The 22,925-nt window shown below is 70.6% G+C and carries 26 protein-coding genes and 1 pseudogene; 13 read left to right on the top strand and 14 right to left on the bottom strand.

The genetic code is table 11. From position 1 onward, the window contains the following. The 6 genes from IVW53_03325 to IVW53_03300 all read right to left on the bottom strand — a co-directional run bounded on the left by IVW53_03325 (window position 1) and on the right by IVW53_03300 (window position 5,380). A complete protein-coding gene (locus IVW53_03325; protein MBF6604593.1) occupies window positions 1–501 on the bottom strand; it encodes a TrkA family potassium uptake protein in 501 nt (166 codons plus the stop codon). After that, window positions 498–959 carry a universal stress protein gene (locus IVW53_03320; GenBank protein MBF6604592.1) on the bottom strand — a complete coding sequence of 154 codons (462 nt, stop codon included), beginning with the start codon at window positions 957–959 and terminating at the stop codon, window positions 498–500. The genes IVW53_03325 and IVW53_03320 overlap by 4 nt, the downstream gene beginning before the upstream one ends. Window positions 960–1,113: 154 nt before the next feature. Then, the gene (locus tag IVW53_03315; GenBank protein ID MBF6604591.1) at window positions 1,114–3,177 is read right to left on the bottom strand and encodes an APC family permease; all 2,064 of its coding nucleotides are present in this window, start codon (window positions 3,175–3,177) and stop codon (window positions 1,114–1,116) included. Beyond that, a complete protein-coding gene (locus tag IVW53_03310) occupies window positions 3,177–3,896 on the bottom strand; it encodes a metallophosphoesterase family protein (GenBank protein MBF6604590.1) in 720 nt (239 codons plus the stop codon). The genes IVW53_03315 and IVW53_03310 overlap by 1 nt, the downstream gene beginning before the upstream one ends. A gap of 18 nt (window positions 3,897–3,914) precedes the next feature. Continuing rightward, window positions 3,915–4,751: a 16S rRNA (guanine(527)-N(7))-methyltransferase RsmG gene (gene rsmG / locus IVW53_03305; GenBank protein MBF6604589.1), complete on the bottom strand. Its 837-nt coding sequence runs from the start codon at window positions 4,749–4,751 to the stop codon at window positions 3,915–3,917. Between the two features lie 275 nt (window positions 4,752–5,026). Continuing rightward, window positions 5,027–5,380, bottom strand: a complete 354-nt coding sequence (locus IVW53_03300) for a metal-sensitive transcriptional regulator (GenBank protein MBF6604588.1) — start codon at window positions 5,378–5,380, stop codon at window positions 5,027–5,029. Between the two features lie 120 nt (window positions 5,381–5,500). Between IVW53_03300 and IVW53_03295 the strand changes: the two genes are divergently transcribed. The 3 genes from IVW53_03295 to IVW53_03285 are packed head-to-tail and all read left to right on the top strand — an operon-like array spanning window position 5,501 to window position 7,063. Beyond that, window positions 5,501–6,064: a hypothetical protein gene (locus IVW53_03295; GenBank protein MBF6604587.1), complete on the top strand. Its 564-nt coding sequence runs from the start codon at window positions 5,501–5,503 to the stop codon at window positions 6,062–6,064. 7 nt (window positions 6,065–6,071) lie between these two features. Next, window positions 6,072–6,638 carry a hypoxanthine phosphoribosyltransferase gene (hpt, locus tag IVW53_03290; protein ID MBF6604586.1) on the top strand — a complete coding sequence of 189 codons (567 nt, stop codon included), beginning with the start codon at window positions 6,072–6,074 and terminating at the stop codon, window positions 6,636–6,638. Continuing rightward, entirely contained in the window at window positions 6,635–7,063 is a 429-nt protein-coding gene (locus tag IVW53_03285) for a hypothetical protein (GenBank protein MBF6604585.1), read from the top strand. Before hpt ends, IVW53_03285 begins: the two co-directional genes overlap by 4 nt. Before the next feature lie 20 nt (window positions 7,064–7,083). Here the strand turns inward: IVW53_03285 and IVW53_03280 are convergent, their stop codons facing one another. The 6 genes and pseudogenes from IVW53_03280 to IVW53_03255 form a co-directional block, all read right to left on the bottom strand. After that, window positions 7,084–7,788, bottom strand: coding sequence for an ABC transporter ATP-binding protein (locus IVW53_03280; GenBank protein ID MBF6604584.1), 705 nt, complete (start codon window positions 7,786–7,788; stop codon window positions 7,084–7,086). Between the two features lie 59 nt (window positions 7,789–7,847). Continuing rightward, complete coding sequence (locus IVW53_03275; GenBank protein MBF6604583.1) at window positions 7,848–8,636, bottom strand: ABC transporter ATP-binding protein; 789 nt, start codon at window positions 8,634–8,636, stop codon at window positions 7,848–7,850. Continuing rightward, window positions 8,634–8,840: pseudogene (locus IVW53_03270) on the bottom strand (ATP-binding cassette domain-containing protein). Before IVW53_03270 ends, IVW53_03275 begins: the two are co-directional and overlap by 3 nt. Further along, on the bottom strand, window positions 8,837–10,099 hold the full coding sequence (locus tag IVW53_03265; GenBank protein ID MBF6604582.1) for a branched-chain amino acid ABC transporter permease: 1,263 nt from the start codon (window positions 10,097–10,099) through the stop codon (window positions 8,837–8,839). The pseudogene IVW53_03270 and the gene IVW53_03265 overlap by 4 nt, the downstream one beginning before the upstream one ends. After that, a complete protein-coding gene (locus IVW53_03260; protein ID MBF6604581.1) occupies window positions 10,096–11,037 on the bottom strand; it encodes a branched-chain amino acid ABC transporter permease in 942 nt (313 codons plus the stop codon). The genes IVW53_03265 and IVW53_03260 overlap by 4 nt, the downstream gene beginning before the upstream one ends. 220 nt (window positions 11,038–11,257) lie before the next feature. Then, window positions 11,258–12,580: a branched-chain amino acid ABC transporter substrate-binding protein gene (locus IVW53_03255; protein ID MBF6604580.1), complete on the bottom strand. Its 1,323-nt coding sequence runs from the start codon at window positions 12,578–12,580 to the stop codon at window positions 11,258–11,260. Between the two features lie 416 nt (window positions 12,581–12,996). On the opposite strand from IVW53_03255, the gene IVW53_03250 reads away from it, so the two are divergent. The 4 genes from IVW53_03250 to IVW53_03235 all read left to right on the top strand — a co-directional run bounded on the left by IVW53_03250 (window position 12,997) and on the right by IVW53_03235 (window position 17,047). Then, a complete protein-coding gene (locus tag IVW53_03250; GenBank protein MBF6604579.1) occupies window positions 12,997–13,461 on the top strand; it encodes a hypothetical protein in 465 nt (154 codons plus the stop codon). A gap of 61 nt (window positions 13,462–13,522) precedes the next feature. Further along, on the top strand, window positions 13,523–15,451 hold the full coding sequence (locus IVW53_03245; protein ID MBF6604578.1) for an NYN domain-containing protein: 1,929 nt from the start codon (window positions 13,523–13,525) through the stop codon (window positions 15,449–15,451). Between the two features lie 13 nt (window positions 15,452–15,464). Beyond that, a complete protein-coding gene (locus tag IVW53_03240) occupies window positions 15,465–16,733 on the top strand; it encodes a DNA polymerase III subunit (GenBank protein MBF6604577.1) in 1,269 nt (422 codons plus the stop codon). Then, a complete protein-coding gene (locus IVW53_03235; protein MBF6604576.1) occupies window positions 16,730–17,047 on the top strand; it encodes an acylphosphatase in 318 nt (105 codons plus the stop codon). Before IVW53_03240 ends, IVW53_03235 begins: the two co-directional genes overlap by 4 nt. 42 nt (window positions 17,048–17,089) lie before the next feature. Here IVW53_03235 and IVW53_03230 read toward each other — a convergent pair whose 3' ends face one another. Further along, window positions 17,090–17,896: an SDR family oxidoreductase gene (locus IVW53_03230; GenBank protein MBF6604575.1), complete on the bottom strand. Its 807-nt coding sequence runs from the start codon at window positions 17,894–17,896 to the stop codon at window positions 17,090–17,092. A gap of 116 nt (window positions 17,897–18,012) precedes the next feature. Here IVW53_03230 and IVW53_03225 point away from each other — a divergent pair, with 116 nt between their 5' ends. The 5 genes from IVW53_03225 (at window position 18,013) to IVW53_03205 (ending at window position 21,919) form a co-directional block, all read left to right on the top strand. Beyond that, window positions 18,013–18,288, top strand: a complete 276-nt coding sequence (locus IVW53_03225; GenBank protein ID MBF6604574.1) for a hypothetical protein — start codon at window positions 18,013–18,015, stop codon at window positions 18,286–18,288. Window positions 18,289–18,391: 103 nt separating this feature from the next. Further along, the gene (locus IVW53_03220; GenBank protein ID MBF6604573.1) at window positions 18,392–18,721 is read left to right on the top strand and encodes a hypothetical protein; all 330 of its coding nucleotides are present in this window, start codon (window positions 18,392–18,394) and stop codon (window positions 18,719–18,721) included. A 4-nt stretch (window positions 18,722–18,725) separates the two neighbouring features. Continuing rightward, window positions 18,726–19,394, top strand: a complete 669-nt coding sequence (locus tag IVW53_03215) for a hypothetical protein (protein MBF6604572.1) — start codon at window positions 18,726–18,728, stop codon at window positions 19,392–19,394. Beyond that, a complete protein-coding gene (locus IVW53_03210) occupies window positions 19,391–20,143 on the top strand; it encodes a hypothetical protein (protein MBF6604571.1) in 753 nt (250 codons plus the stop codon). The genes IVW53_03215 and IVW53_03210 overlap by 4 nt, the downstream gene beginning before the upstream one ends. Window positions 20,144–20,284: 141 nt before the next feature. Beyond that, window positions 20,285–21,919 (top strand): diguanylate cyclase, encoded by a 1,635-nt coding sequence (locus IVW53_03205; protein ID MBF6604570.1) that lies wholly within the window; start codon window positions 20,285–20,287, stop codon window positions 21,917–21,919. Window positions 21,920–21,958: 39 nt separating this feature from the next. Here the strand turns inward: IVW53_03205 and IVW53_03200 are convergent, their stop codons facing one another. Further along, window positions 21,959–22,615 carry a TetR/AcrR family transcriptional regulator gene (locus IVW53_03200; protein MBF6604569.1) on the bottom strand — a complete coding sequence of 219 codons (657 nt, stop codon included), beginning with the start codon at window positions 22,613–22,615 and terminating at the stop codon, window positions 21,959–21,961. Window positions 22,616–22,665: 50 nt separating this feature from the next. On the opposite strand from IVW53_03200, the gene IVW53_03195 reads away from it, so the two are divergent. Further along, window positions 22,666–22,896, top strand: a complete 231-nt coding sequence (locus IVW53_03195; protein MBF6604568.1) for a hypothetical protein — start codon at window positions 22,666–22,668, stop codon at window positions 22,894–22,896. Window positions 22,897–22,925 lie beyond the last annotated feature (29 nt).

Below are 22,925 nucleotides of genomic sequence, written 5' to 3'. Positions count from 1 at the left end.
TCAGCCCTCCGTCGTGGCGGCGCCGGTCGCGGGCGCCGGTTCGTGATGCGTGCCGCCCGGGTGGGTCCCCTTCGGGCGCAGCACGCCCCGCGGTCCGCCGTTCGGAAGCCCGGCGAAATCGAGGATCGCGTCGAGCATCAGGTCGGTCCGGCAGATCGTGGCGATGCCGAGGTCGGCATATGCGTCGGCCCGGAGCGGATCGTTGATCTTGGCGACGACGCGCTGCGCCCCGAGTGCCTCGAGCGCGAGCTGGGCGGACATGGTGTTCCGATTGTCGCCCTCGGTGAGCGCGAGGAACAGGTCCGCCCCTTCGGCTCCGGCGCGGCGGAGCACGTCCTCGTCCGTGCCGTCGCCCCGGACTGCCTCCCCCTTGAACGAGGAGTCGAGCTTGTCGAATGCCGCGGTCGAACGGTCGATGATGATCACCTGATGGCCGGCTCGATCGAACGACTCGGCGACGACCGCGCCGACGCGGCCACAGCCGACGATGACCGCCTTCATGGTCCCTCCTCGGGGATGGGGTCCCGCACGACCCACACGGCGCACGGGGCGTTCTTCAGGACATACGGGATGGTCCGCCCGATCGCGAAGTCGCCGCCGAACCGCTTGCGGTACGGCAGGCCGAGGATGAGGAGGTCGGCGGACCGCTCCGTGGCCTCGTCGACGAGCGCCGCGCCGACATCCCGGGCCTGGAGGAGCACCGGTTCGATCCGGTAGCGGGCGTGATCGGCGATCTGCTCGGCGAGGTCGAGGACGCGCTGGGTGTCCTCCGACCGACCGGCCACGTCCGCGTCGAGCGGGAGGGTCCAGTCGATCTCCACGACGTGGACGCCGACGAGGATCGACTTCGAGGGGCGGGCGAGGTCGATCGCCAGCCGGACGATCCGGGGGTCGCTCGGCCCGCCGTTCAGAGCGACGACGGCGCACCGGATGGCGGTCTGCGGTTCATGGTCGGACACCGGTGGGTGGGCTCCCGGATGAGCGGGGTGCGAGGTCGGAAACGCCGCTTCGACCGCGCGGATGATGGTCGGTTTGCGGTGGTCGGCGCCTGTCCGGCGTCGACGCGGCGGTCACGATACCACCGCCCGGGCCCGACCGGAGCCGGCGGGCCGCTCAGGGCTCGACGGTATCCGGCGCCTCCCCGGGCTGGTGGTCGAACGACGCCGCGTCCTCGCGCCGGTAGGGGACGTTGACGACGACCGTGTTCGGTCGACCGAGGAGGGCCTTGCGAAGACGCTTGGAGGACTGGTTGTAAAGGATCCGCTCCCACCAGTTGCGGGCGACATATTCGGGGACGACGATGAACGTGATCGGTGCGTCATGATCGGACGCCCCGCCTCGGTCCAGCACGTCGAGGTAGGCGATGAGCGGACCGACGAGCGCCCGGTACGGAGACTCGACGACGACGAGCGGAACGCCCGGGACTCGCCGATCCCACTCCGCCCGCATCGCAGCCGCGTCGTCCGGGGCGTCCGAGATGTAGACCGCCCGGACGTCGTCGCTGATGGAACGGCCGACGTTGACGGCCTGGACGACTGCCCGGTTGAGGGTCGGGATGGGGATGACGACCCGTTCCGCGCGATGTGGCGGTCCGATCACCTGGTCCGGGCGGAGTGCGAGCTGGCGCCTCGACGCGGCGTACTGTCGGTTGATGAAGAGCATAAGGCTGACGAGGACGGGGATGAGGATGACGACGAGGTACGCGCCGTCGCGGAACTTCACCGCGACGACGACGGCAAGGACCACCGCCGTGAGGACGCCGCCGAACGCGTTGACGAGCGCTCGCCACCGCCAGCCCGCCTCGCGGACCCTGCGCCAGTGGCGGACCATCCCGGTCTGCGAGAGCGTGAAGCAGACGAAGACGCCGACCGAGTACAGCGGGATGAGCGCGTGGGTGTCGCCGTTGAAGATGACGAGGAGGCCGAACGCGACGGCGGCCAGCAGGACGATGCCCCAGCTGTAGGCGAGCCGGTCGCCCCGGAAGCTGAACTGGCGCGGCATGTAGCCGTCCGCGGCGAGGATCGCGGCGAGTCGCGGGAACGCGTTGAAGCTCGTGTTCGCGGCGAGGAACAGGATGAGGGCTGTGCTCGCCTGGAACAGGATGAACAGTGGGCTGTTCAGACCGAGGGCGGTGGCGGCGATGATCGCGACGACGGTCGGACCGCCGCTGTTGTCCTGGCTCGGCACGATCGCATAGGCATGGGCGATGATCGTCAGGCCGATGAAGATGACGCCGAGGATGACGGCCATCGAGATCATCGTGTTCGCTGCGTTCTTCGCCTCGGGGGGCTTGAAGGCGGGCACCCCGTTGGCGATGGCCTCCACGCCGGTGAGGGCGACGGAGCCGCCCGCAAAGGCCTTGAGGAGGAGGAACAGGCCGAGCGCTTCCGTGCCCGGCTGGACGGCCCCCGGCTGCGGAAGCATCGGGGCGGCGGTGCCGCCGACGATCCGGCTGAGCCCGACCGCGACGATGAGCAGCGCGAGGCCCACGAACAGGTACGTCGGGACGGCGAAGATGTTTCCCGATTCCCGGAGGCCGCGCAGGTTGCCGATCGTGATGAGCGAGATCGACACGAAGGCGATCTCGATCCGGTAGTCGTAGGCCTGTGGCACGACCGACTGGATCTGCTGGATCGCCGACGCGGTCGAGACCGCCACCGTCATGACATAGTCGATGAGCAGGGCGGCGGCCGCGATGAGGCCGGCCATCGGGGCGAGGTTCTCACGCGCGACGATGTAGGCGCCGCCTCCCGAGGGGTAGGCGCGACAGACCTGTCGGTACGAGATGGAGACCACGGTGAGCATGACGGCGATGGCCACCGAGACCGCGATCGAGTAGGCGAGGGCTCCCGCCGCGGCGGCGACGATGAGGACGCGGAGGATCTCCTCCGTCGCGTAGGCGGACGAGGAGATCGCATCGGAGCTGAAGATCGCGAGGGCCTTCTTCTTCGCGAGGCGCTCGCCGATCTCCTCCTCGTTCGAGAGCGGGCGGCCGAGTGCGACGGCCTTGACCCGGGCGACGATCCGACCGGCTGGCGTGAGCGGCCGGCTCGCTGCCTCCTTCGCGACGAGCGACCCCTGGCCCGTGTACCGGAAGTAGGCCGCGTGGGGTCGGTCCACCCGCAGGCGTCGGTCCGCGATCTTCCGCCCCTTGAGCGGGCGTCGGCCGCCGGTCATCAGGCGCCTCGGTCGAGCCGGGCGATGAGCCGTGGAGGGAGGCCGGCCGATCGCATCGCTGCCTGCGTGGCGGCGATGTCGTACGGGGTCCGTCGCCACGTCACCGTGGGTCCGGCAGTGTCGAGGAGGAGCCAGCTCGCCGCCCGGATGCCGTCCCGCGGTTGTCCGACGCTGCCCGGGTTGACGAACGCGGTCCGCTCGTCGAGTGTCAGCGGGCTGCTCGCCGCCGGGAGCTCGCGCATCCCGTCCTCATGCCGCAGGAACGCGAGCGGGATGTGCGTGTGGCCGAAGAGGCAGTGCCGGGTCGCGAGATGGACGAGGTTCTCGCCGGCGATGCCGGCGTCCACGATGTACTCCCAGGTGGGATCTCGGGGGCTCCCGTGGACGAGGGTGAACGGTCCGTCGACGAGGCGTTCCGGGAGAGCCGCGAGCCAGGAGCGGGTCGTCTCGCCGATCGTGTGCCGCGTCCATTCGATCGCCGCCCGAGCGTCCGGGTTGAACCAGTCGACCCCCTCGCCGTCGAGGGCCGCCAGATCGTGATTGCCGCGCACGCCGGTCGCCCCGCGGTTGGCGAGCAGTTCCACGACGGCGTCGGGATCCGGTCCGTAGCCGACGATGTCGCCGAGGACCCGGATCCCGTCGACGGGTCCCGCAGCGGCGAGGACGGCTTCGAGAGCGGCGCGATTCGCATGGATGTCGGAGAGGATCGCGAGGAGCATCGCGTCAGGGTAGCGCCGTCACCACGGGCGTCGCTTGCGCAGCGCGGGGTCGCGCGGGTAACCGGGCGGCGTCGCAGCGATCTTGTCGACGACCACGAGGACGTGGTCGCCGAGGCCCGCGAGGTGGACAGGGTGAACGACCGGCTCGGCGAAGCCGAGCAGGTCCGCGCTCCGTCGCGCGGCATCGAACTCACCCGCCGTTCCGACGAGCGATCCGTCGATCCTGCCGCCTCGCCCGGTAGGCTCCGCGAACCCGGTCGGATCTCGCCGCCGCTTCCAGGCGACGAGCACGCCACCGGTGGTGGCGAGCGGCGCGGCGAGCTCGATGAGCTCGGCGAGCGGCCCGACCGCGCGGGCGGTGAGGATCGGCCAGTGGGCTCGATGATGGCGATCCGCCGCGAGGGTCTCGATGCGCGTCGCGGCGACGGCGACCCGTGGGCGCAGGCCGAGTGCGTCGATCACGGTCGCGAGGAAGCGTGCCTTCTTGCCGACGGACTCCACGAGCAGGGCTCGCTCCGAGCCGAGGGCCAGTGCGAGCGGCAGGCCCGGGAATCCGCCGCCGGACCCGAGGTCGAGGATCGGCGCCGCGCCGTGCCGCCGCAGGAGCGGGATCGCGGTGAGGCTGTCGAGGACGTGGTCCCTGGCCACCGCGACGGGGTCGCGGATCGCGGTGAGGTTGATCGCCTCCGTCCACGCGAGGAGGAGCCGCACGTGGTCGGAGATCGCCTGGAGAACCGCCGGGTCGAGCGTCAGGCCCATCGACAGGAGGCCCTCGGCGATGGTCTCGTGGAAGCGCTCCGGCAGGGCCGGCGATGCTTCGACGTCCGTCGGGAGCGGGTCGCGGCGGTGGGTCACGCACCTCCCTGTGGGCCGTGCGCGAGGTCCGCCTGCGCTCCGTTCCCGGCGTCGTCGTACGGCGCACGCGCGGTGGGTCAGCGTCGGTCTTCCGCGGCCCGTCCGGTCACGGTCCGGGTTTCCCCGGACCCCTCGCGAGCGACGGTGCCCGACGGCCTCGACCCGCGTGCGGAAGCCGGACGTTACGGGTGCGTCAACGGGGTGTCAACGGGCTTATCCACCAATCCCCAGGCTGTCCACATGTTCGTGGATAACCAACCCGTTGCGGCGCGTCGTCAGGCCGGTCGGCCCGCCCGGACCGGCCGCCCGAGGGTCCGTCGAACGACGTCCATGACCTCGTCCACGTACGCATCCGCCTCCCCGCGCTCCGCGGCGGTGCGGACACACCCCTGGACGTGATCCTCGAGGACGAGGATCGACAGGGCGTCGACCGCTGCCCGAAGCGCAGCGGTCTGTTGGAGGATGTCCACGCAGTACTCCTCCCGCTCGATCATCCGGGCGATCCCACGGACCTGTCCTTCCATCCGCGACAGTCGCCGCGCGAGCAGCGACTTGTCCTTCGAGTAGGAGTGGCGGAAATCCGCGGCGGGTGGCGGGGTGGGCCTGCTGCGTCGTTCGGTTCCGGTCATGACCCGATCATACCCCCAGGGGGTATGTCCGAACAAGCCCGCCGCGGCAGCCCGCCGCGCGGTACACTCACCGCCGATGGAGCATCGGTGCCGTCCGTCCCGTCCCCGTCGCGGCCGCCCGTGAGTCGACTCGCACTCGGTGCGGGGCCCGCCTCGAGCCAGGACCTCCCGGGCTTCGCCCACGCGAGCGAGGCGGAGTTCGCCCGGATCCTCGACTTCTACGGCGTCCGCTGGGAATACGAGCCGCGGACGTTTCCGATCCTGTGGGACCTTCAGGGGGCTGTCGTCGAGAGCTTCTCGCCCGACTTCTGGCTGCCCGATCTCGAGCTGTACGTCGAGATGACGACCCTCAGGCAGAGCCTCGTCCGAAAGAAGAACCGGAAGCTCCGCCGTCTTCGCGAGCTCTACCCGGACATCAGGATCAAGCTGTTCTACGGCCGTGACTTCCGGGCGCTCATGCTGAAATATGGCAAGGTCGCCCTGATTGACGAGATGACCGGCACGCTCGGTCAGGCGACGCCGGCCCACCGTCGGGGGGCAACGAGCGCGGCCATTGCGCCTGCGGCCGAGGCGGCCACCGTGGATGCGCCTGCGCGCGTCCACCGCACCCGCCGCCGGACCGTCCGCGTGGGTCCGGATGCGAGCCCTGCCGCGGACGCCGTCGCGGCTGCGACGGAGCGCTGACCAGGGGATGCGCGAGACCACCGACCTGCGGGCCGACGTGGCCGAGGTCCTCGTCTCCGAGGACCGGATCCGGGCGCGGGTCGCCGAGCTCGGCCGCCAGATCAGCGCGGACTATGCCGGTCGCCGTCTCACCCTCGTCAGCGTGCTCAAGGGATCGCTCCCGTTCATGGCCGACCTCATGCGCGAGATCGACATCCCGCTCCGGATCGATCTCATGGAGGTGAGCTCCTACGGCGGAAGCACGACCGAGTCGACCGGCCTCGTGCGCATCCTCAAGGACCTCTCGGCGACCATCGCCGACGAGCACGTGCTCCTCGTGGAGGACATCATCGACACCGGCCTCACCCTCAACTATCTCCTCCGCTACCTCCGCGGCAAGGGTCCACAGTCGCTCCGGATCTGCACGCTCCTCGACAAGCCGGCGCGCCGGCTTGTCGAGATCCCCGTGGACTACACCGGTTTCACCATCCCGGATCAGTTCGTCGTTGGCTACGGGCTGGACTACGGCGAGATCTATCGGAACCTCCGCTTCGTGGGCGTCCTTCGTCCCGAGGTGTACGGAGCGGCCGAGTGACGATGCACCGTCGTCCGCTCGGGCGTGGGCGTCGCATCGCCGCGGCATTCGCCATCGTCACGCTCGTCGGCTGCCTCGTCCCCTGGTCGACCGTCGGCGGCGCGGATGGCCTTCCGCCATACAGCGACAACGCCTTCGTGGGAACGGGCCTCCTCGTGTTCCTCGCGGCGCTCGCGATGCTGGCCCTCGTGAGCCTGCCGTTCACGAGCGAGCGACCGATCGGCCTCGACCGATGGCCGGCCTACCTCATCGTCGTCGTGGTCGCCTTCGTCGGCTTCATCGTCCGGCTGGCCGCCCTCATCGCGGAGGGCCCGCTCGACGCACTCCGACCTGACCACGCCCCGGGGCTGGTCATCGTGGCGATCGGGATCGTCGGGCTCGGTCGCGCGGTCCTCGAGATCCACCACGAGCCGGAACCGCGCTGAAGCGAGACGGTCCTCGGTCCTCAGTCCTCGCCGAGGTAGAGCTTCCGGACCATCGGGTCGGCGATGAGCGAGCGCGCCGGACCCTCGAGTGCGATCGTCCCGGTCTGGAGGACGTAGCCGCGATGGGCGATGTTCAGTGCCTGGAGCGCGTTCTGCTCGACGAGGAGGACCGTCGTGCCGAGCGCGTTGATCTCGCGGATCGTGTCGAACACCTGCTGGACGAGGATCGGTGAAAGCCCGAGCGACGGCTCGTCGAGGAGGAGCACCCGCGGCTGGCTCATCAATGCCCGGCCGATGGCGAGCATCTGCTGCTCTCCGCCCGACAGGGTCCCGCCGAGCTGATGCGTCCGCTCGCGGAGTCGCGGGAACAGGGTGAAGACGCGTTCGATGTCCGGTCCGATCGTCTTCTGGTCGCGGGTGAACGCGCCCATCTGCAGGTTCTCGAGGACACTGAGGCGCGGAAAGATCCGGCGGCCCTCCGGGGCGTGGCCGATTCCGTCCCGGACGAGGTGATGGGCCGCGGTCCGACTGATGTCCCGCCCCTCGAACGTGACCGATCCGGCACGCGGATGGAGCAGCCCGCTGATCGTCTTGAGCGTCGTCGTCTTGCCGGCGCCGTTCGCGCCGATGAGGGTGACGATCTCGCCTCGCCCGATCGTGATCGAGACACCCTGCAGGGCGTGGATGTGGCCGTAGTAGGTGTGGACACGATCGAGGACGAGCATCGGCTCGGCCGAGCCGTCGGCCGGTGCCGAGCGCGATGTCGAGGCTGCGTTCACGGCCGTCATGCGGCTGGCGTCCCGAGATACGCCTCGATGACCTTGGGATCCCGTCGCACCTCTTCCGGTGTCCCCTCCGCGATCTTCTCGCCGTGGTCGAGGACGGTGACGCGGTCGCTGATGCCCATCACGACCCGCATGTCGTGCTCGATGAGGAGGATGGTCAGGCCGAGTTCGTTGCGCAGCTTGCCGATGAGCGCCGTCATGTCCGCCGTCTCGCGCGGATTCATGCCGGCCGTCGGTTCGTCGAGGAGGAGAAGGGCAGGTTCGGAGGCCAGTGCGCGGGCCACCTCGAGGCGCCGCTGGTCGCCGTAGGGCAGGTTCTTCGCGAGCTCTGGACCACGGTCCGCCAGCCCGACGAGGGCGAGGAATCCGGCCGCCCGGACGCGGGCCTCCGCCTCTTCGCGCCGGTCGAGCGGCGTCGAGAGCATCGCGTCCAGCCAGGTCGCCTTGAGCTTCGTATGCATCCCGACGAGGACATTCTCGAGGGCCGTCATATTCTGGAAGAGCCGGATGTTCTGGAACGTCCGACCGAGGCCCACGACCACCATGTCGTTCGGGCGCGCGCTGCGGAAGATCCCGAAGCGGACGAGGTTCCGCTGGTAATACGGCGGTCTGGCGACGCCGGTGACGAGCGTCCCGAGGAGCACGACGAGCCCGATCACGGCGCCGAGGACGACGATCGGACCGCTGAGGCCGCTGGTGCTGAGGAGCCACGTGAGGGCGAAGACGATCCCCGGCGGCACGAGCCAGAGGAGCGGCTCGAGCCACGCTCGCCGCGGGTGGGCGATCATCGTCCGCCCCCGGAAGTCGATCCGGCCGGAGGTGGGATCGTAGATCCCGGCGATGATGTTGAAGAACGTCGTCTTGCCCGCGCCGTTCGGGCCGATGAGGCTGACGATCGACCGCGCCGGGATCGTGAAGTCGATGTTGTTGACGGCTACGAGGCCGCCGAAGCGCTTGGTCACGCCGCGCGCGTCGAGCAGGAGGTCGGTCACGATCGGTCTCCTCGCGCGCCCTCGCCCGCCTCTTCCCCGAACTCCTCCTCCGCGCCCGACGTCTCGCCGAGCGAGCCGAGGACGGCGGGAGCGACGGCCTCATCCGGCCCGCCGAGCTCGTCCGCGACGTGGAGCTCGCGCCGCCGCCGCTGGCTCGGGAAGAGACCCTCGGGCCTGAACAGCATCATGAGGACGAGGGCGAGGCCGTAGAGGAGGAACTGGTAGTTGAGGAAGTTGATGTGCGCGACGAAGTTCGTCACGTCGTGGAGGCCCGGGATGGACGCGGTGGCCGTGGCGAGGGCCCCGAAGACAGTGTTGAGCTGCTTGAGGACGACCGACTGGATGTTGAAGACGACGAACGCTCCGACCGCGACGCCCCAGATGTTGCCCATCCCGCCGATGATGACCATCGCGAGGACCGTGAATGAGACGGTGAAGGCGAACTGGTCCGGCGACACGATCGTCAGCTTGGACGCGTTGAAGACGCCGGCCAGCCCGGACGTCGTCGCTCCGAGGGCGAAGGCGAGGAGCTTCGTCGTGACCGTGTTGATCCCGTTCGCGGCGGCGGCGAGCTCGTCCTCCCGGATCGCCATCCACGATCGCCCGATCCGGGAATCCTGGAGCCGATACATGAGGATCATGACGATCGTGATGATGACGAGCATGACGATGAAGTAGGCGAAGGGCGTGAGCGCCCCGAACTCGCCGACGAGCGGCAGCGGTTCGGGGCGGTAGATGCCGCCGATCCCATTCGTGCCCTGGGTGTACGGGTCCGCGTTGAGGAAGACGATCGGCACGATCTCACCGAAGCCGAGGGTCATGATCGCGAGATAGTCGCCGCGGAGCCGCAGTGTCGGCGCGCCGAGGGCGATGCCGAACATCGCCGCGACCCCGGCCCCGATGAGGAGCATCGGCAGGAACGGATAGTGGTTATGGCTGAATGGCGAGTCCGCGAAGGCGTACGTGTAGGCGCCGATCGCGAAGAACGCCGCGTACCCGAGATCGAGGAGCCCCGCCATCCCGACGACGACGTTGAGGCCGAGGGCGAGGAGGACGAAGACCCCGGCGTTCGCGAACGAGTCGTACCACGGCTGCGCCGGCTGGAGGAACGTGAGCGGAGGGACCTTGGGCAGGAAGATCATGAGGACGCCCGCGATGAGCATGCTCACGATCACCGTCGTCGATCGGTGCTGCTCGGCGTGGGTGGCGAGTGCCTCACGCCAGGTCGGCCCTCTCCGCTTCGCCACCGCCGTGCTCATGCCCGGTCACCGAGCTGCTGGCCGAGGATGCCGGACGGCCGGAAGATGAGGACGAACGTGAGGACCATGAAGGTGAGGAACTCGGACCAGCGGGAGAAGCCGATCGAGCTCGCGAAGTTCTCGATGAAGCCGATGACGAAGCCGCCGAGCACCGCCCCCGCGATGTTGCCGATCCCGCCGAGGACCGCGGAGGTGAAGGCTTTGAGCCCGGCGTTGAAGCCGAGGTCCTGCCGGACGTAGCCGTGGGTGAGGCCCCACACCACGCCGGCCGCGCCGGCGAGCATGCCGCCGAGGAGGAACGTCAGGGCGATCGTCTGGTTGAGGTCCACACCCATGAGCGCCGATGCCTCGCGGTCCTGGGCCGTCGCGCGCATCGCCCGCCCGAGTCGGGTCCGGGAGACGAACGTCTGGAGGGCGACCATGAGGACGATCGCGAGGACGAACACGAAGATCGAGAGGAGCGGGATGTTCGCGCCACCGAGGTCGACCTGCCAGGTGAGCGGGAAGATCTGCGGCGCGGAGCGGTCCCCGCTGCCGGCGATGACGAGGGCGACGTTCTGGAGGATGAACGACATGCCGATCGCGGTGATGAGCGGGGTGAGGCGCGGCGCGTTCCGCAGGGGCCGGTAGACGGCGCGCTCGATGAGCATGTTGAGGACGCCGACGATCGGCATCGTGAAGAGCAGCGCGCCGACGATGAGGATGACGAGGAGCGGCAGGTTGTTCGTGATCGGGCCGCTCTGACCACCGATGTAGCCGGTGACGATGACGGCGAGGAAGGAGCCGATCATGAAGATGTCGCCGTGGGCGAAGTTGATGAGCTCGATGATGCCGTACACCATCGTGTAGCCGAGGGCGATGAGCGCGTAGATCGACCCGATGGACAGCGCGTTGGCCGTCTGCTGGAGGGCGAGCCGGAACGATGCGTCGACGGGCAGGCCCTGGGTGAGGACGAGGGCTCCCCAGAGGAACAGGGAATAGCAGGCGACGAGGGCGATCGCGGCGACGATGAACCTGGCGTTCCGCCGGCGCGGATCCACCAGCCTGGCGGGGCTCGCTGCGACCGCGGTCACGTCCTCGACCTCCGATCAGGTGAGCGGGCGGATAGTGCGAGGCCGGGGCTCGAAGAGCCCCGGCCTCGCCGGTCAGTGGCTGGTGCTACTTGGCGCCGTAGTTGACCTGGATCTTGAAGACCCAGTCGCCCTTGCCGCCCGCTGCCGTCGGATCGACGGCGTAGATCGAGACGATGTGCTGGCTCGTGTCGCCGTTCGCGTCGAACGTGACCGGGCCGAGGATCGTCGTATAGCTATGCGACGTATCCGTGGCTGCGACGCGGACCGCCTCGCGGAGGCCGGCCATGTCCGCGGGGTTGGTCGCCGCGGCGCGATTGATCGCGTCGAGGATGACCTGGCCGCAGGCGTATCCCATCCCGGCATAGCCGGTCGCGTCCTGGCCGTAGGCGGCCTTGTAGTCGGTGTTGAACTGGACCTTGCCCGGGAAGTCGCCGATGCCGGCGAGCGTGCTGAATGCGTTCGCCGCAGCGGCACCCGCCAGGTTGAGGAACGAGTCCTTCGTCTGGCCAGAGCCGTCATTGATGCCATCGCCGCCGACGAACGGGACATTCCCGAGGCCGGCCTGGGCGGCCGCGAGGAGGATCCGTGCGCCGCCGGTGGCGGTGACGCCGCCGAAGTAGATGGAATCCGGCTTGAGGGCCGCTGCCGCGGTCATGATCGAGACGTAGTCGTTCGTCGTCTTGGGAGCGGCGTCGTGCTTGACGACGGTGCCGCCTTCCTTCTTGAACTCGGCCTCGAAGGCGTCGGCGATGCCCTTACCGTAGGTCTCGGTGTCGTCGATGATGTAGACGGACTTCTTGCCGAGCGTCTGGATGATGTACTGGGCGGCCGCCGGACCCTGGAGGTTGTCCGTGGTGACGACGCGGATGTAGTTGTTCGGCTTGGTCCGGAGCTGGGCCGCGGGGGCGCCCTGTGTGAGCCCCGGGTTCGTGTTGGCCGGTGAGCACTGGAGCAGGCCGGCCGCGTTGGAGATCGGGATCTCCGCCTGGGCGACGTTCGAGTTGAGCGACGCGACCACGGCCACGGTGCTCGCGTCCGCGACGATCTTCGTCATGTTCGCCGCGCCGGTCTGCGGATCGTGCGCGCCGTTGAGGGCGTCGTCGTAGATCGCCGACTGCGGGACGTCGACGGTGTATCCGCCGGCCGTGCCGCCGGCCTGCTTCACCGCGAGCAGGACGCCGTTGATGATCGGCTGGGATGCCGCGAGCTCGCTGCCCTGGAGCGGGAGGCTGATCGCGATGTGGATCGTGCCCTTCGTCGCGCCGCCGCTGGCGGCGGCCGATGTGGCCGCGGACGGTGCTGTCGAGGCGGCGCCGCTGGTGGACGGGCTCGGGGTGGCCGCGCTGCTGCACGCGCCAAGGACGAGCACCGCACCGGACGCGAGCGCGCCGAGCTTGGTGACTTTCATGAACTGTCTCCTCCTGATCGCTCATCGACCGGCGACTGCCGGTCGACGCGCCGGTCGACAGCCCGCGCAGCACCTCGGGATCGTCATCCGGCGGGCTGACGGCGCCCTTCGCCCTCGTATCCCGACGATCCGGCGGCGATGGGACGCGGCCGTTCATCGGGGGAGGCGGTGGTGCGTTACGACAGCGTCGCGGATGACGAGGCCGGGCGGCGCGCAGGTAGCCGCCGAAGCGATGCCGTATATTACCGAGTGGCCAGCCGATTGCAACACCGGTCCACGAGCGACCCGGATCGGCCGCAGCCGACGTCATCGTCGGACGCGACCCCCGTGCGGTCCCTCCGCTGCCGGCTCCCGGGATTCGATCCGGGGCGAGACAGCTCCGGCGGCCACCACCTCGCGAGGTTGTACCCGTCCGCGTGGAATATCAGGTCCGAGCGGCCCGCATCACGGACATCGACCGGCTCGTCGCGCTCTGCGAGGTCTCCTCGTGGGCGACCGAGGGGTCGGGTCCGCTCGCCGCGGCGGACCTCCTGCGCCAGCTCGTCTACCTGCCGCAGGCCAGTGTCATCGTCGCGGAAGCGCGACGCGAGATGGTCGGCGGCGCGGTCCTCGCGCTCCGGCCGTCCGTCCGCGCCGGCGGTTTCGTCGGTGTGGTGGACCTGTTCGTCGTCGATCCGGGACACGACGTCGACCGAGTGACGGGGGCGCTCCTCGAGGAGATCCTCCGGTCGGCGCGCAACAAGGCCTGCGCCGAGGTCGAGGCGCCGCGACCCGACGATCCCGCCGAGCGGACCCGGTGGGAGGACAAGGGATTCATCGATGCCGGTCCGAGCATGAGTCGATCCGTGGCCGTGACGAAGGCCGTCGCGCGTCGCAGCTGAACCATCCGGGACGCCGAGCAGCGGTCATCGCGCCGGCCCCATACAGCCCTGAGGAGTCAGAGTGGGCAAGAACGTCGCCGTCTTCGTGGACGTGGCGAACATCTTCTATGCGGCCAAGTCGGCCGGCGTCGACATCGATTACGTGACGATGCTCAAGTCGGCGACCGCCGGGCGGGATCTCGTGCGGGCGTACGCCTATACGGGCCTCGATCCTGACAACGAGAATCAGCGGAACTTCCACGACTTCCTCCGTCGCCACGGCTACAAGGTCGTGAGCAAGGACATCCGCAAGTATGGTGACGGGAAAGTCAAGGCGAATCTCGACATCGAGCTCGTCGTCGACATGATGAAGACGGCCCGCAACCTCGACATCGCCATCGTCGTGTCCGGCGACGGGGACTTCGCCCCGGCCATCCGGGCGGTCCAGGAGATGGGCGTCCGCTGCGAGGTCATCAGCTTTCGCGGCAACACCTCGTCGGACCTCATGGAGGTCGCCGACCTCTTCACGGACATCACCCAGATCGCAAAGGTCGAGAAGGGATCGTCGCGATCCGGACGACGCGTCGCCACGGACGACGAGGATCTGTCCATGACTGAGGTGCCGGACAAGCAGACTGAGGGGACGGGAGCGGGTCGCGGCCGCGGCCGACGCGGTCGCGCGACCGAAGGCGAGCGTCCGGTCGCGGCCGAGCGTCCGGTCGCGGCCGAGCGGGCGTCCGGTCGAGGACGCAGTCGGCCAGCTCCTGTCGCGGACGAAGGATCCACCGCCGCGATCGCACGGCCGGCGATGGTCGCCCTGCCCGGCGAGAAGCTGTCGCGCGTCCGGCCGGTCGCCGACGTCGTCGCTGGTCCGGAGGACGTCGTCGAGGAGCGAACGGAGCCAGCGGACGAGATCCTCGGGGAGGACGGCCGGCGGCGTCGTCGTCGCGGCGGGCGGGGCCGCGGCCGGGGGCGAGGACGGGCCGAAGGAGAGCTCGTCCCACCAGGCTCGACGGTGGAGCAGGACGATCGTGGTGTGGAGATCCTCGCCGCGGAGCAGCCGGTCGCGCCTCGCACGGCGAAGCCGGCGGCGTTCGGATCGGTCTGGGACTCCCAGCTCGGTCAGCGCCAGACATCGAGCCCGCGGCGGGACGCAGCCCTCGACGAGGAATTCGACGACGAGCCGGCGATCCCGGAATACCTCATCGCCGAGCGGCACGGGGGGACGCGTTCCGTCGGTCGGACGGGCGGTGCGCGCGGCGTCCGGAGCGGGTATGCCGCAGCGGTCGACCGGGAGCGATTCGGCAACCGGAGCGGAGGCGGTCTCACCGGCGGAATCAATCGGTATCCGGACGTGAGTGGCCGCACCGTCGCTCGAACCGAGGGCGTCCGTCGCGACGTCGGACGGCGCGACGAACGCGGCCCGGGTCAGGGCCCGGGCCGAAGCGATCGACCGGATCGCATCGGTGGTGCGCCGCGACCGGGCGAAGGCTGGAGCGAGGTCCCACCGGAGCTCGAGGCGATGCTGCGCGCCCAGCTGGCTGTGGGCGCCGGGAACCGACCTCGCCCATCCGGACGCACGCCCGCGGCCGGGAGCGCGATGCCGGTGCCTGCCACCGAGACCGATGTGGCCACCCCGAAGGCTCGCGGTCCGCGACGACCCCGTGTTTCGGCGGAGCCGGTCGACGCGGTCCCGATGACCGCTGCGATCGCGGAGCGGACGAGCGCCGCCGGATCCGCCTCGACCACCGCCGAGCTGGCACCGACACGGCCACGGACGACGCGGGCCAGGACCTCCGCAACGCCGGCCAACGAGTCGAACGTGCCCGCCTCGTCGTCCGCCGCCGCGGGCGACCAGCCGGTGGCCAGGCGTCGCGCCACACGGGCGAAGGCGCCCGGGACGGCCTCGGCCGTCGACGCGCCGGCCGCGTCGCTGCCTCCGGACACTGCCGTGCCGACGGCTGCGAGGCGGCGCGCCGTGCGCGCGAAGGCCGTGCCGACCGAGGGCTGAGGGTGGTCGGCGCGTGAGACCGGCGCGCTCGACGACGGACGACGACCCGGGGGCCGGCATGCTCACACGCGGGCAGCCGGCCGCCGTCCGCGCCGTCCGGGCGATGGCGAGGCGTGGGTTCCCGCACGCGCTCCTCATCGTCGGACCGCCGTCGGTCGGCAAGACGACGCTCGCGCTCGACATCGGGGCACTCCTGCTCTGCGGAGCCAGCGGGTCGGCGGTCAGACCCTGTCGGTCGTGTCGGGCGTGCCGGCTCGTCGCCCACGGCAACCACCCCGACCTCCACCGGCTCAGCCCGGGCGGGGCCGGGAACCAGATCAGGATCGCCGCCACGCCGACCGACCCGCGGCCCGGCATCCGTGAGCTGACCAGCGAGCTCGCGCTGTCGCCGCTCGAGGGAGGAGCCAGGGTGGCGCTCGTCGAGGGCGCCCATCGGATGAACGAGGATGCCCAGAACGCGCTGTTGAAGCTCCTCGAGGAGCCTCCGCCCGGCGTCCACCTCATCCTCGCGGCGGACGATGAGGATCGGCTCCTGCCGACGATCCGCTCGCGCTGCGCCCGGATCCGGCTCGGGACCGTCGCCACGCGCGAGATCGAGCGCTGGCTCGCCGACCTCGAGATAGCCGATCCGCCGACGGCGTCCCGTCTCGCGAGGCTCGCCGGCGGTCGACCGGGCATCGCCCACGCTTACGCCGTCGCTCCGGAGGTGGTCATGGTGCGTGGCGAGATCGATCGCGGCCTGCTCGACCTTCTGTCCGCCGCTCCGACGGGCCGGCTCTCGGTCGTCCGCGGTCTTCTCGGCCGGGCGGCCGTCCTCGACGCGGCACTCGTCGGGGGCCTCGTGGGGGCCGGGCCCTCGTCTCGCGGTCGTCGCGCGCCCCGGCAGGACGCCGATCGTGCCGCGACGGCGAGCGACGCGGCGAGCGCTGATGGCGCACCGATCGGGTCTCCAGCCGCAGATCCGACGGCGGACGGATCGACCACCAGGTCCGTACCGGCCGCCGAGCGGCGCCGGGCCGCGCTGGCCCTGTTCGACGCATGGCGCGACATCGCCCTGGACCTGGCGCGCGCCGCCCAGGGCGACGTCCGCCGGCTCCACGATCCGACGCTCCTCGAGGAGATCGTCGCGATCGCCGGGCGGATCGCCCCCCGCTCGCTCGCTGACTTCCTCGTCCGCCTCGATCGAGCGGCGACGGCCGTCCTCGGGAACGCGAGTCCGGAACTGGCGGTCGATTCACTCGCTCTCGCCTGGCCGTCGATCCGACCTCCTCGCGCGGCGTGAGCGGGCGACACCCGGACGGGTCGGCAGTCCGGCTGGAGGCGACGGTCGTGGGTCGCGTCCAGGGCGTCGGCTTTCGGTTCTTCGCCCGCGACGCGGCGATCGGGCGAGGGCTCGTCGGCTGGGTCGCGAACGACATCGACGGCTCCGTACACTGCGTTGCGGAGGGTCCGCTCGAGGCGCTCGAGGCGCTCGTCGGGGACCTCGAGCGCGGCCCGCTCGGAGGGCAGGTGGACGCGGTGCGTGTCGTATGGCAGCCGGCGAGCGGAACGTTCGAGCGGTTCGCCATCCGCTCCGGCGCACACTCGGGGGACTGACCAGTCAGTCCCGGTGGCCCTCGATCCAACGTGGGCGGAGCCTCACGGGAGGCCGGCGATGAGGCCGCCGTCCACGGCGCTGAATGTGCCCGTCTGGTAGCTCGCCCGCTCCGAACACAGGTACGCGACGAGGCTCGCGAGCTCGTCAGGGCGGCCGTAGCGTCCGGCCGGGATCGTTGCCAGGTGGGAGGCCCGGACCGCCTCCTCCGTCTCGCCGGTCCGCTCAGCCCGGCCGCGGTCGAGGGAGACGATCCGCGGCGTCTCGAGGCGACCCGGCACGACGCCGTTGATCGTCACGCCGCCGCTGGCGACGCCGCGCGCCGTCGTCTTGAGCCAGGCCATGAGTGCGCTGCGACCCGCATTCGAGTAGACGAGATCGGGGATCGGCTGCCGGATCCCCGATGAGAGGATCGCGACGATCCGTCCCCAGCTTCGCGCCTGCATCCCGGGCAGGAGATGCGTCGCGAGTTCGATCGGGGTCGTGGCGAGGAGCTGGAACGCGCGTGCCCACCCGGCCGGGTCCGTGGCGGTCGGGTCGACCGGTGGAGGCCCACCCGCGTTGAGCACCACGATGTCGACGTCACCGAGCGCGGATCGGGCGGCTGCGGCGACGATCGAGGCCGCTTCCGGGTCCGCAGCGTCCGCCGCGACCGTGGCGACCTCGACGCGATGCCGGGTTCGGAGCATCGTGGCGGCATCGTCGAGCCCCGGACCGCCGCGCGACCAGAGGACGAGCCGGCAGCCTTCCGCAGCGAGCGCCTCGGCGCTCGCCAGGCCGAGTCCGGACGAGGCGCCACCCACGATAGCGCCGCGGCCCGAGAGTCCGAGATCCACCGAGATCGCCTCCATTCATCACGATCCGACACCGGGAGGTGCCGAGAGGCACCGGCCGGTGGTCCCTTCGGCGGCCGTCGCCTGACCACTTCCCTATCGAGTCCGGGGCGGCGACCGGTCATGCTCGACGCATGCCCGCCCAGTTTTCCCCGAACGACGAGTTCCCGGCACTGTACCGTGCCGTCCTCGACCGAGTCGCTGCACTCGAGCGGCGCGGCGAACGGGAGGTCGCAGCCGCGATCCGGCGGCAGGCGATCGCGGCATACTCGGCCGCGTGGGATGGGGCGCATCGGACGACCCTCGTCGACCTTGCCGCGAGGGCTCGTCGCGACCTCGACCGGGAGCCGGCCGACGGGCGCCGCTTCGCGATCGGCAGGCGGACGGTTCTCCTGCCGCGAGATCGCTGACCGGACGATCAGGTCCCGACGATCACGTCCCGGCGATCACCTCCCGACGACCAGCCTGCCTCTCTCGAGATCCCCCCGTCGCCGGTTCGGATACGCTCATCCGGTGAGCGAACCCATCGAAGACCTCGTCGCCGCGGCGGTCGAGACCGTCGCTGGACTCGAATCGCTCGGCGAGGCGATCGACGATGCGTGGACCTACGTGACGGACCTGGCCGCCGCTCAGCGACGAAGGCTCGACGAGATCGCGGATCGACGAGCGGGCGAGCGACTCGCCACGGATCGCGCCGCCGCCATCCGCCTCGCGATCGAGGAGGCCGGCCGGATCGCCGATCCGCATCGGGCGATCGACTGGCTCTCCACGTTCCCGGACCTCGTCGCGCTCGCGCTCGACGAGCCGGTCGGCGGTCCCGCGTCACGCGCGCCGGCCGCCTGAGCCGGTGCGCTTCCAGGACGCGTCACCGGACGCCCGAGCGGTCGTGTATTCGGGGATCCAGGCCGACCCGCTCGTCGCTCGCCTCGCCGAACTCATGGCGCACGCGTCGCCGGCGCAACTCGTCCTCGCGAGGGCGGTGATGAACGGGGAATCGTCCGACCCGTCGTTCTGGCGGGAGATGGTACCGACCTGCTTCCCGGACGAGCGGTCCGAAGCGCTCCTCGGCGCATCGCTCGAGGTGGCGGCCAGGGGCGAGCAGGTCCGCAGCCAGTTCCGCGGCGCGGTCGTTGAGGCCGTCACGGAGCTGCTCCTCGCCCGTCGTCTCACCGCGAACGGCGGTCCGCGCTCGGCCGTGCGCCGGGAGCGTCGCATCCTCTTCGACGGCGTCCGGGCGGAGATCCATCCGTACGACGTCACGGTCGAGCTGCCGGGCAGGGCGGAGGCCTTCGACTGCAAATGGAGCGCCCGCGGCATCGATGGCGACGTCCTCCATCAGCTCGACGACGCCCGCTCCCATGCCGCCGACGAGGACGAGCGTCTCGCCGTATTCTTGGTTGTCTTCGACACGCGACTCGCCTGCCGGGTCCGTCTCGCCGGCCGCACGGAGCCGCACGCCGGGACCAGGATCGTGACGATCGAAACCCTCGCCCGCCTGGCCGGTGCACCAGCGTGAGCGATTCCGAGGAGCACGCATCGGCGACGATCCCCTATCGCGCCCGTTTCGACGAGTGCGGTCCGGATGCGGCGATCCGCGCCGGGACGCTCCTCCGCTGGACCCAGGATGCGGCCTGGATCCATTCGGAACGGCTCGGGTTCGGACGGGAGTGGTACGCGGATCGCGGCCTTGCCTGGCTCGTCCGCGGGCTCGACCTCGAGGTCCGCGAACCGATCTCGATGGGGACGACCGCGACGGTCACGATGCAGGTCACCGGCTTCCGGCGGGTCATGGCACGCCGACGAACGGACGTCACACTGCCGAACGGCGACCTCGCCGCCACAGTCCTCACGGACTGGGTCATGACCGGGGTGGCTCGCGGGATGCCGACCCGCATCCCCGACGAGTTCCCGGCCCTGTTCGCCGTCCCACCGGCGGGGTTCGTCCCGACCCGCTTCGATGCGGTCGCCCCGCCCGCCGGGGCGTCCGCGTCGTCGTTCACCGTCCGGCCGCACGAGATCGATCCGTTCCGACACGCGAACAACGCGAGCTATCTCGAGTGGATGGAGGAGGCGATCGCTGCGGCCGGCGGCGGCGCGGCACTCGCGGCGGAACCGCGCCGCTATCGGATCGAGTACCTGGCGCCCGCCTCGCTCGGCTCCGAGCTGCAGGCTCGCTCCTGGCAGAGCGACGGGCGACGATGGCAGCACGTCCTCGTGAGTGCCGACGCGACCGTCCTCGCTCGTGGGTCCCTCACCATCGAGTGAGCCTCGGGCCGTCGAGTCGGACCGCCCGGGTCGGGTACCTGCCCGGACCATCGCGCTATGGTCCCCGGCTCCGCCCGGGTCGAACATCCGTCGTGCAGCCACGTCGGCACGATCACTCCGCCGGGGGATCCTCAACAAGACATGCTGGACCACGTCGACTTCGCGCCTGGCCTCACCCTCGCGGTGGCCGGGCTCGCGGTCGGCTTCATTGGCGCGCTGATCGGGACCGCGGGCTATGCCCTGACCGTGGGACGGCGCCAGACCCGCCGGATCGCCAGGCTCACGGAGCGCCTCGTCGCGGCGACGGACGCGCGCCATCTCGTCGGGGCAAAGGGCATCGAGGATCCGCGGCTTCGGGCGAGCTTCGGTCGACTCGCCGAACGGGTGACGGAGGCGTGGACGCTCGCGACGGTCGATCCGCTCACTGGTGTCCTCAATCGCCAGGCGCTCCTCACGCGCCTCGAGGCGGAGATCGAGCGGGCGGCGCGCTACGGGCATCAGCTCTCGCTCATCATCGTCGACCTGGACCACTTCAAGCGCCTGAACGACTCCCACGGTCACGCGGCGGGCGACCTCGTCCTGCGTGAGATTTCGGATGCGCTTCGAACGAGCGTCCGGGCGATCGACATGGTCGGCCGCTACGGCGGCGAGGAGTTCATGGTCATCCTGCCCGAGACGGACGTCGACGCGGCCGCCTCGCTCGCGGAGAAGCTTCGTCGCAACGTCGCCCGCCGGAGCGTCGTCCTCGAGGACGGTTCCGCGGCCTCGATCACCCTCTCGGCCGGCGTCGCCGGTGGGTTCGGGGGCCATCTCGATCTCACCGGCCTCGTCCGCGACGCCGACAACGCCATGTACAGCGCCAAGGCCCTCGGGCGCGATCAGGTCTACGTGTTCCACGAGCTCGAGGACGACGGTCTCGTGCGGCGGGCCGCGATCACTCCCGGCGCCCGGGAGCAGGCGACGCAAGTCGGGCGGGCAGCATTCGGGGCGGCGACGGATTCACTCACCGCCGCCCTCGAGTCGCGTCCCGGCTGGGCCGGCCGACCCTCCTCGATGATCGCCGGCGCGGCGATGGAGCTGGCTCGGTCCATCGGCCTGCCGGACGGCGAGATCGAGCGGATCAGGGTGGCGAGCCTCCTCCATGACCTCGGCAAGCTCGCCATCCCGGACGAGATCCTCACCAAGCCGAGCGAGCTCGACGAGCCGGAGTGGCGCGTCGTCGCGGAGCACCCGAAGATCGGCCAGGTCGTCCTCGAGCAGGCAGGCGCGCTCCGCGATGCGGCGACGATCGTCCTCCACCACCATGAATGGTTCGACGGTCGTGGGTATCCACACGGTCTGGCGGGCCGGGAGATCCCCGTGGGCGCCCGGATCGTCGCGATCGCGGACGCGTATGAGGCAATGGTCGCGGGCCGTCCGTATCGCGACAGCGTCACCCACGATCAGGCGATCGCCGAGCTCCGTCGCCACGCCGGGATCCAGTTCGATCCTGAGCTCGTCGACCTCTTCACCGACCTGTTCGCGGCTGGCATGCCGTACGCGATCGATCCGCACGGCCACGCGCACGTGCATCCACCGCTGGCCGCCGCCGGCGCGGCCGCCCGGCGCGTCCGCGGTCATCCCGCCGCGGCCGTCGCCGCCGACGGTCGGACGCACGCGGAGATCCACGACGCGCTGCACGATCGTCGTCGCCGTGTCGGTCGGCCGGCCGTGCAGAAGGAGCTCCGCGTCGCGCCCGAGGGGATCTCTGACGCCACGACCGGGACGACCGGCTGACGGTCCTTCGAGAGCACCCTGTCGCCGGGTCGCCGGGGTTCAGACCCGGAAGGCGCGGAACACGGCGTCCGCCACGTTCGCCGCGAAGTCCGGGGTGAGCCCACCACCGAAAATGAGACGGAAGTAGACCGGGCCGACGAGCAGTTCGGTCGCGATCTCGACGTCGGCGTCCGGCCGGAGGTCGCCGCGAGCGATGCCACGCGCGACCACCTTCGCGATCTCGTCGCGCCGGCCCTGGACCACGGTCGCCCGGAACGGATCGCCGAGAGAGCGGTTGCGGGCGATCTGGGAGAGGAGCGCCCGGATGACCGGACCGAACGGTGTCTCGGTCAGGGCTCGCATCGCGTTCGTCACGGCGGCCGTGAGCTCCTCGCGGGTGTCGGCCAGGTCCGCGATCGCGATGTGCGGTCCGGCGAGCTCCATGAGGAGATCGAGGGCGAGCGCCTCCTTTGTGGCCCAGCGGCGGTAGATCGTCGTCTTCCCGACGCCCGCCCTGGACGCCACGCGCTCGAGGCGGAGTGTCGCGAACCCGTCCGCGACCAGCAGCTCGCGAGTCGCGTCGAGGATCGCCCGGTGGGCTCGGTCGCTCCGCGGCCGACCCCGACCGATGGCGCGTCCGCGGGTCGGCGGTCCAGGCTCGTCGCCCACGGGAGGCGCGCCCGAGGGGGTGGTCGTCGTCTCCGGCTCGTCGTACATTTCGTTATGATACGCTACGGACCGTATCTCCAGAACGAGGCCATCCGACGATGAACAACGATCAGGCTCTCGAGCTCATCGAGGGTGCTCTGCGCGAGACCCCCACCTGCGACTGCGGCGCAGCCACTGTCCCGGTCGACCACGCCGACGTCATCTGGCTCGAATGCTCGACGCTCGCCGCGCGCCGCGGCGTGCTGCGCCAGCTGCTCACCCTCGACTTCGCGGCGGCTCACTCCCGCCGGCCGGTCGTCGACGCGTCCCACCTCGCCGTCGCCGCCTGATCGCGATCGCGGTCACCGCTCCCCTGGAG

The organism is Chloroflexota bacterium, from assembly GCA_015478725.1.
Lineage (GTDB): Bacteria > Chloroflexota > Limnocylindria > Limnocylindrales > CSP1-4 > C-114.
This window is presented reverse-complemented; position numbering and strand designations above follow the sequence as displayed.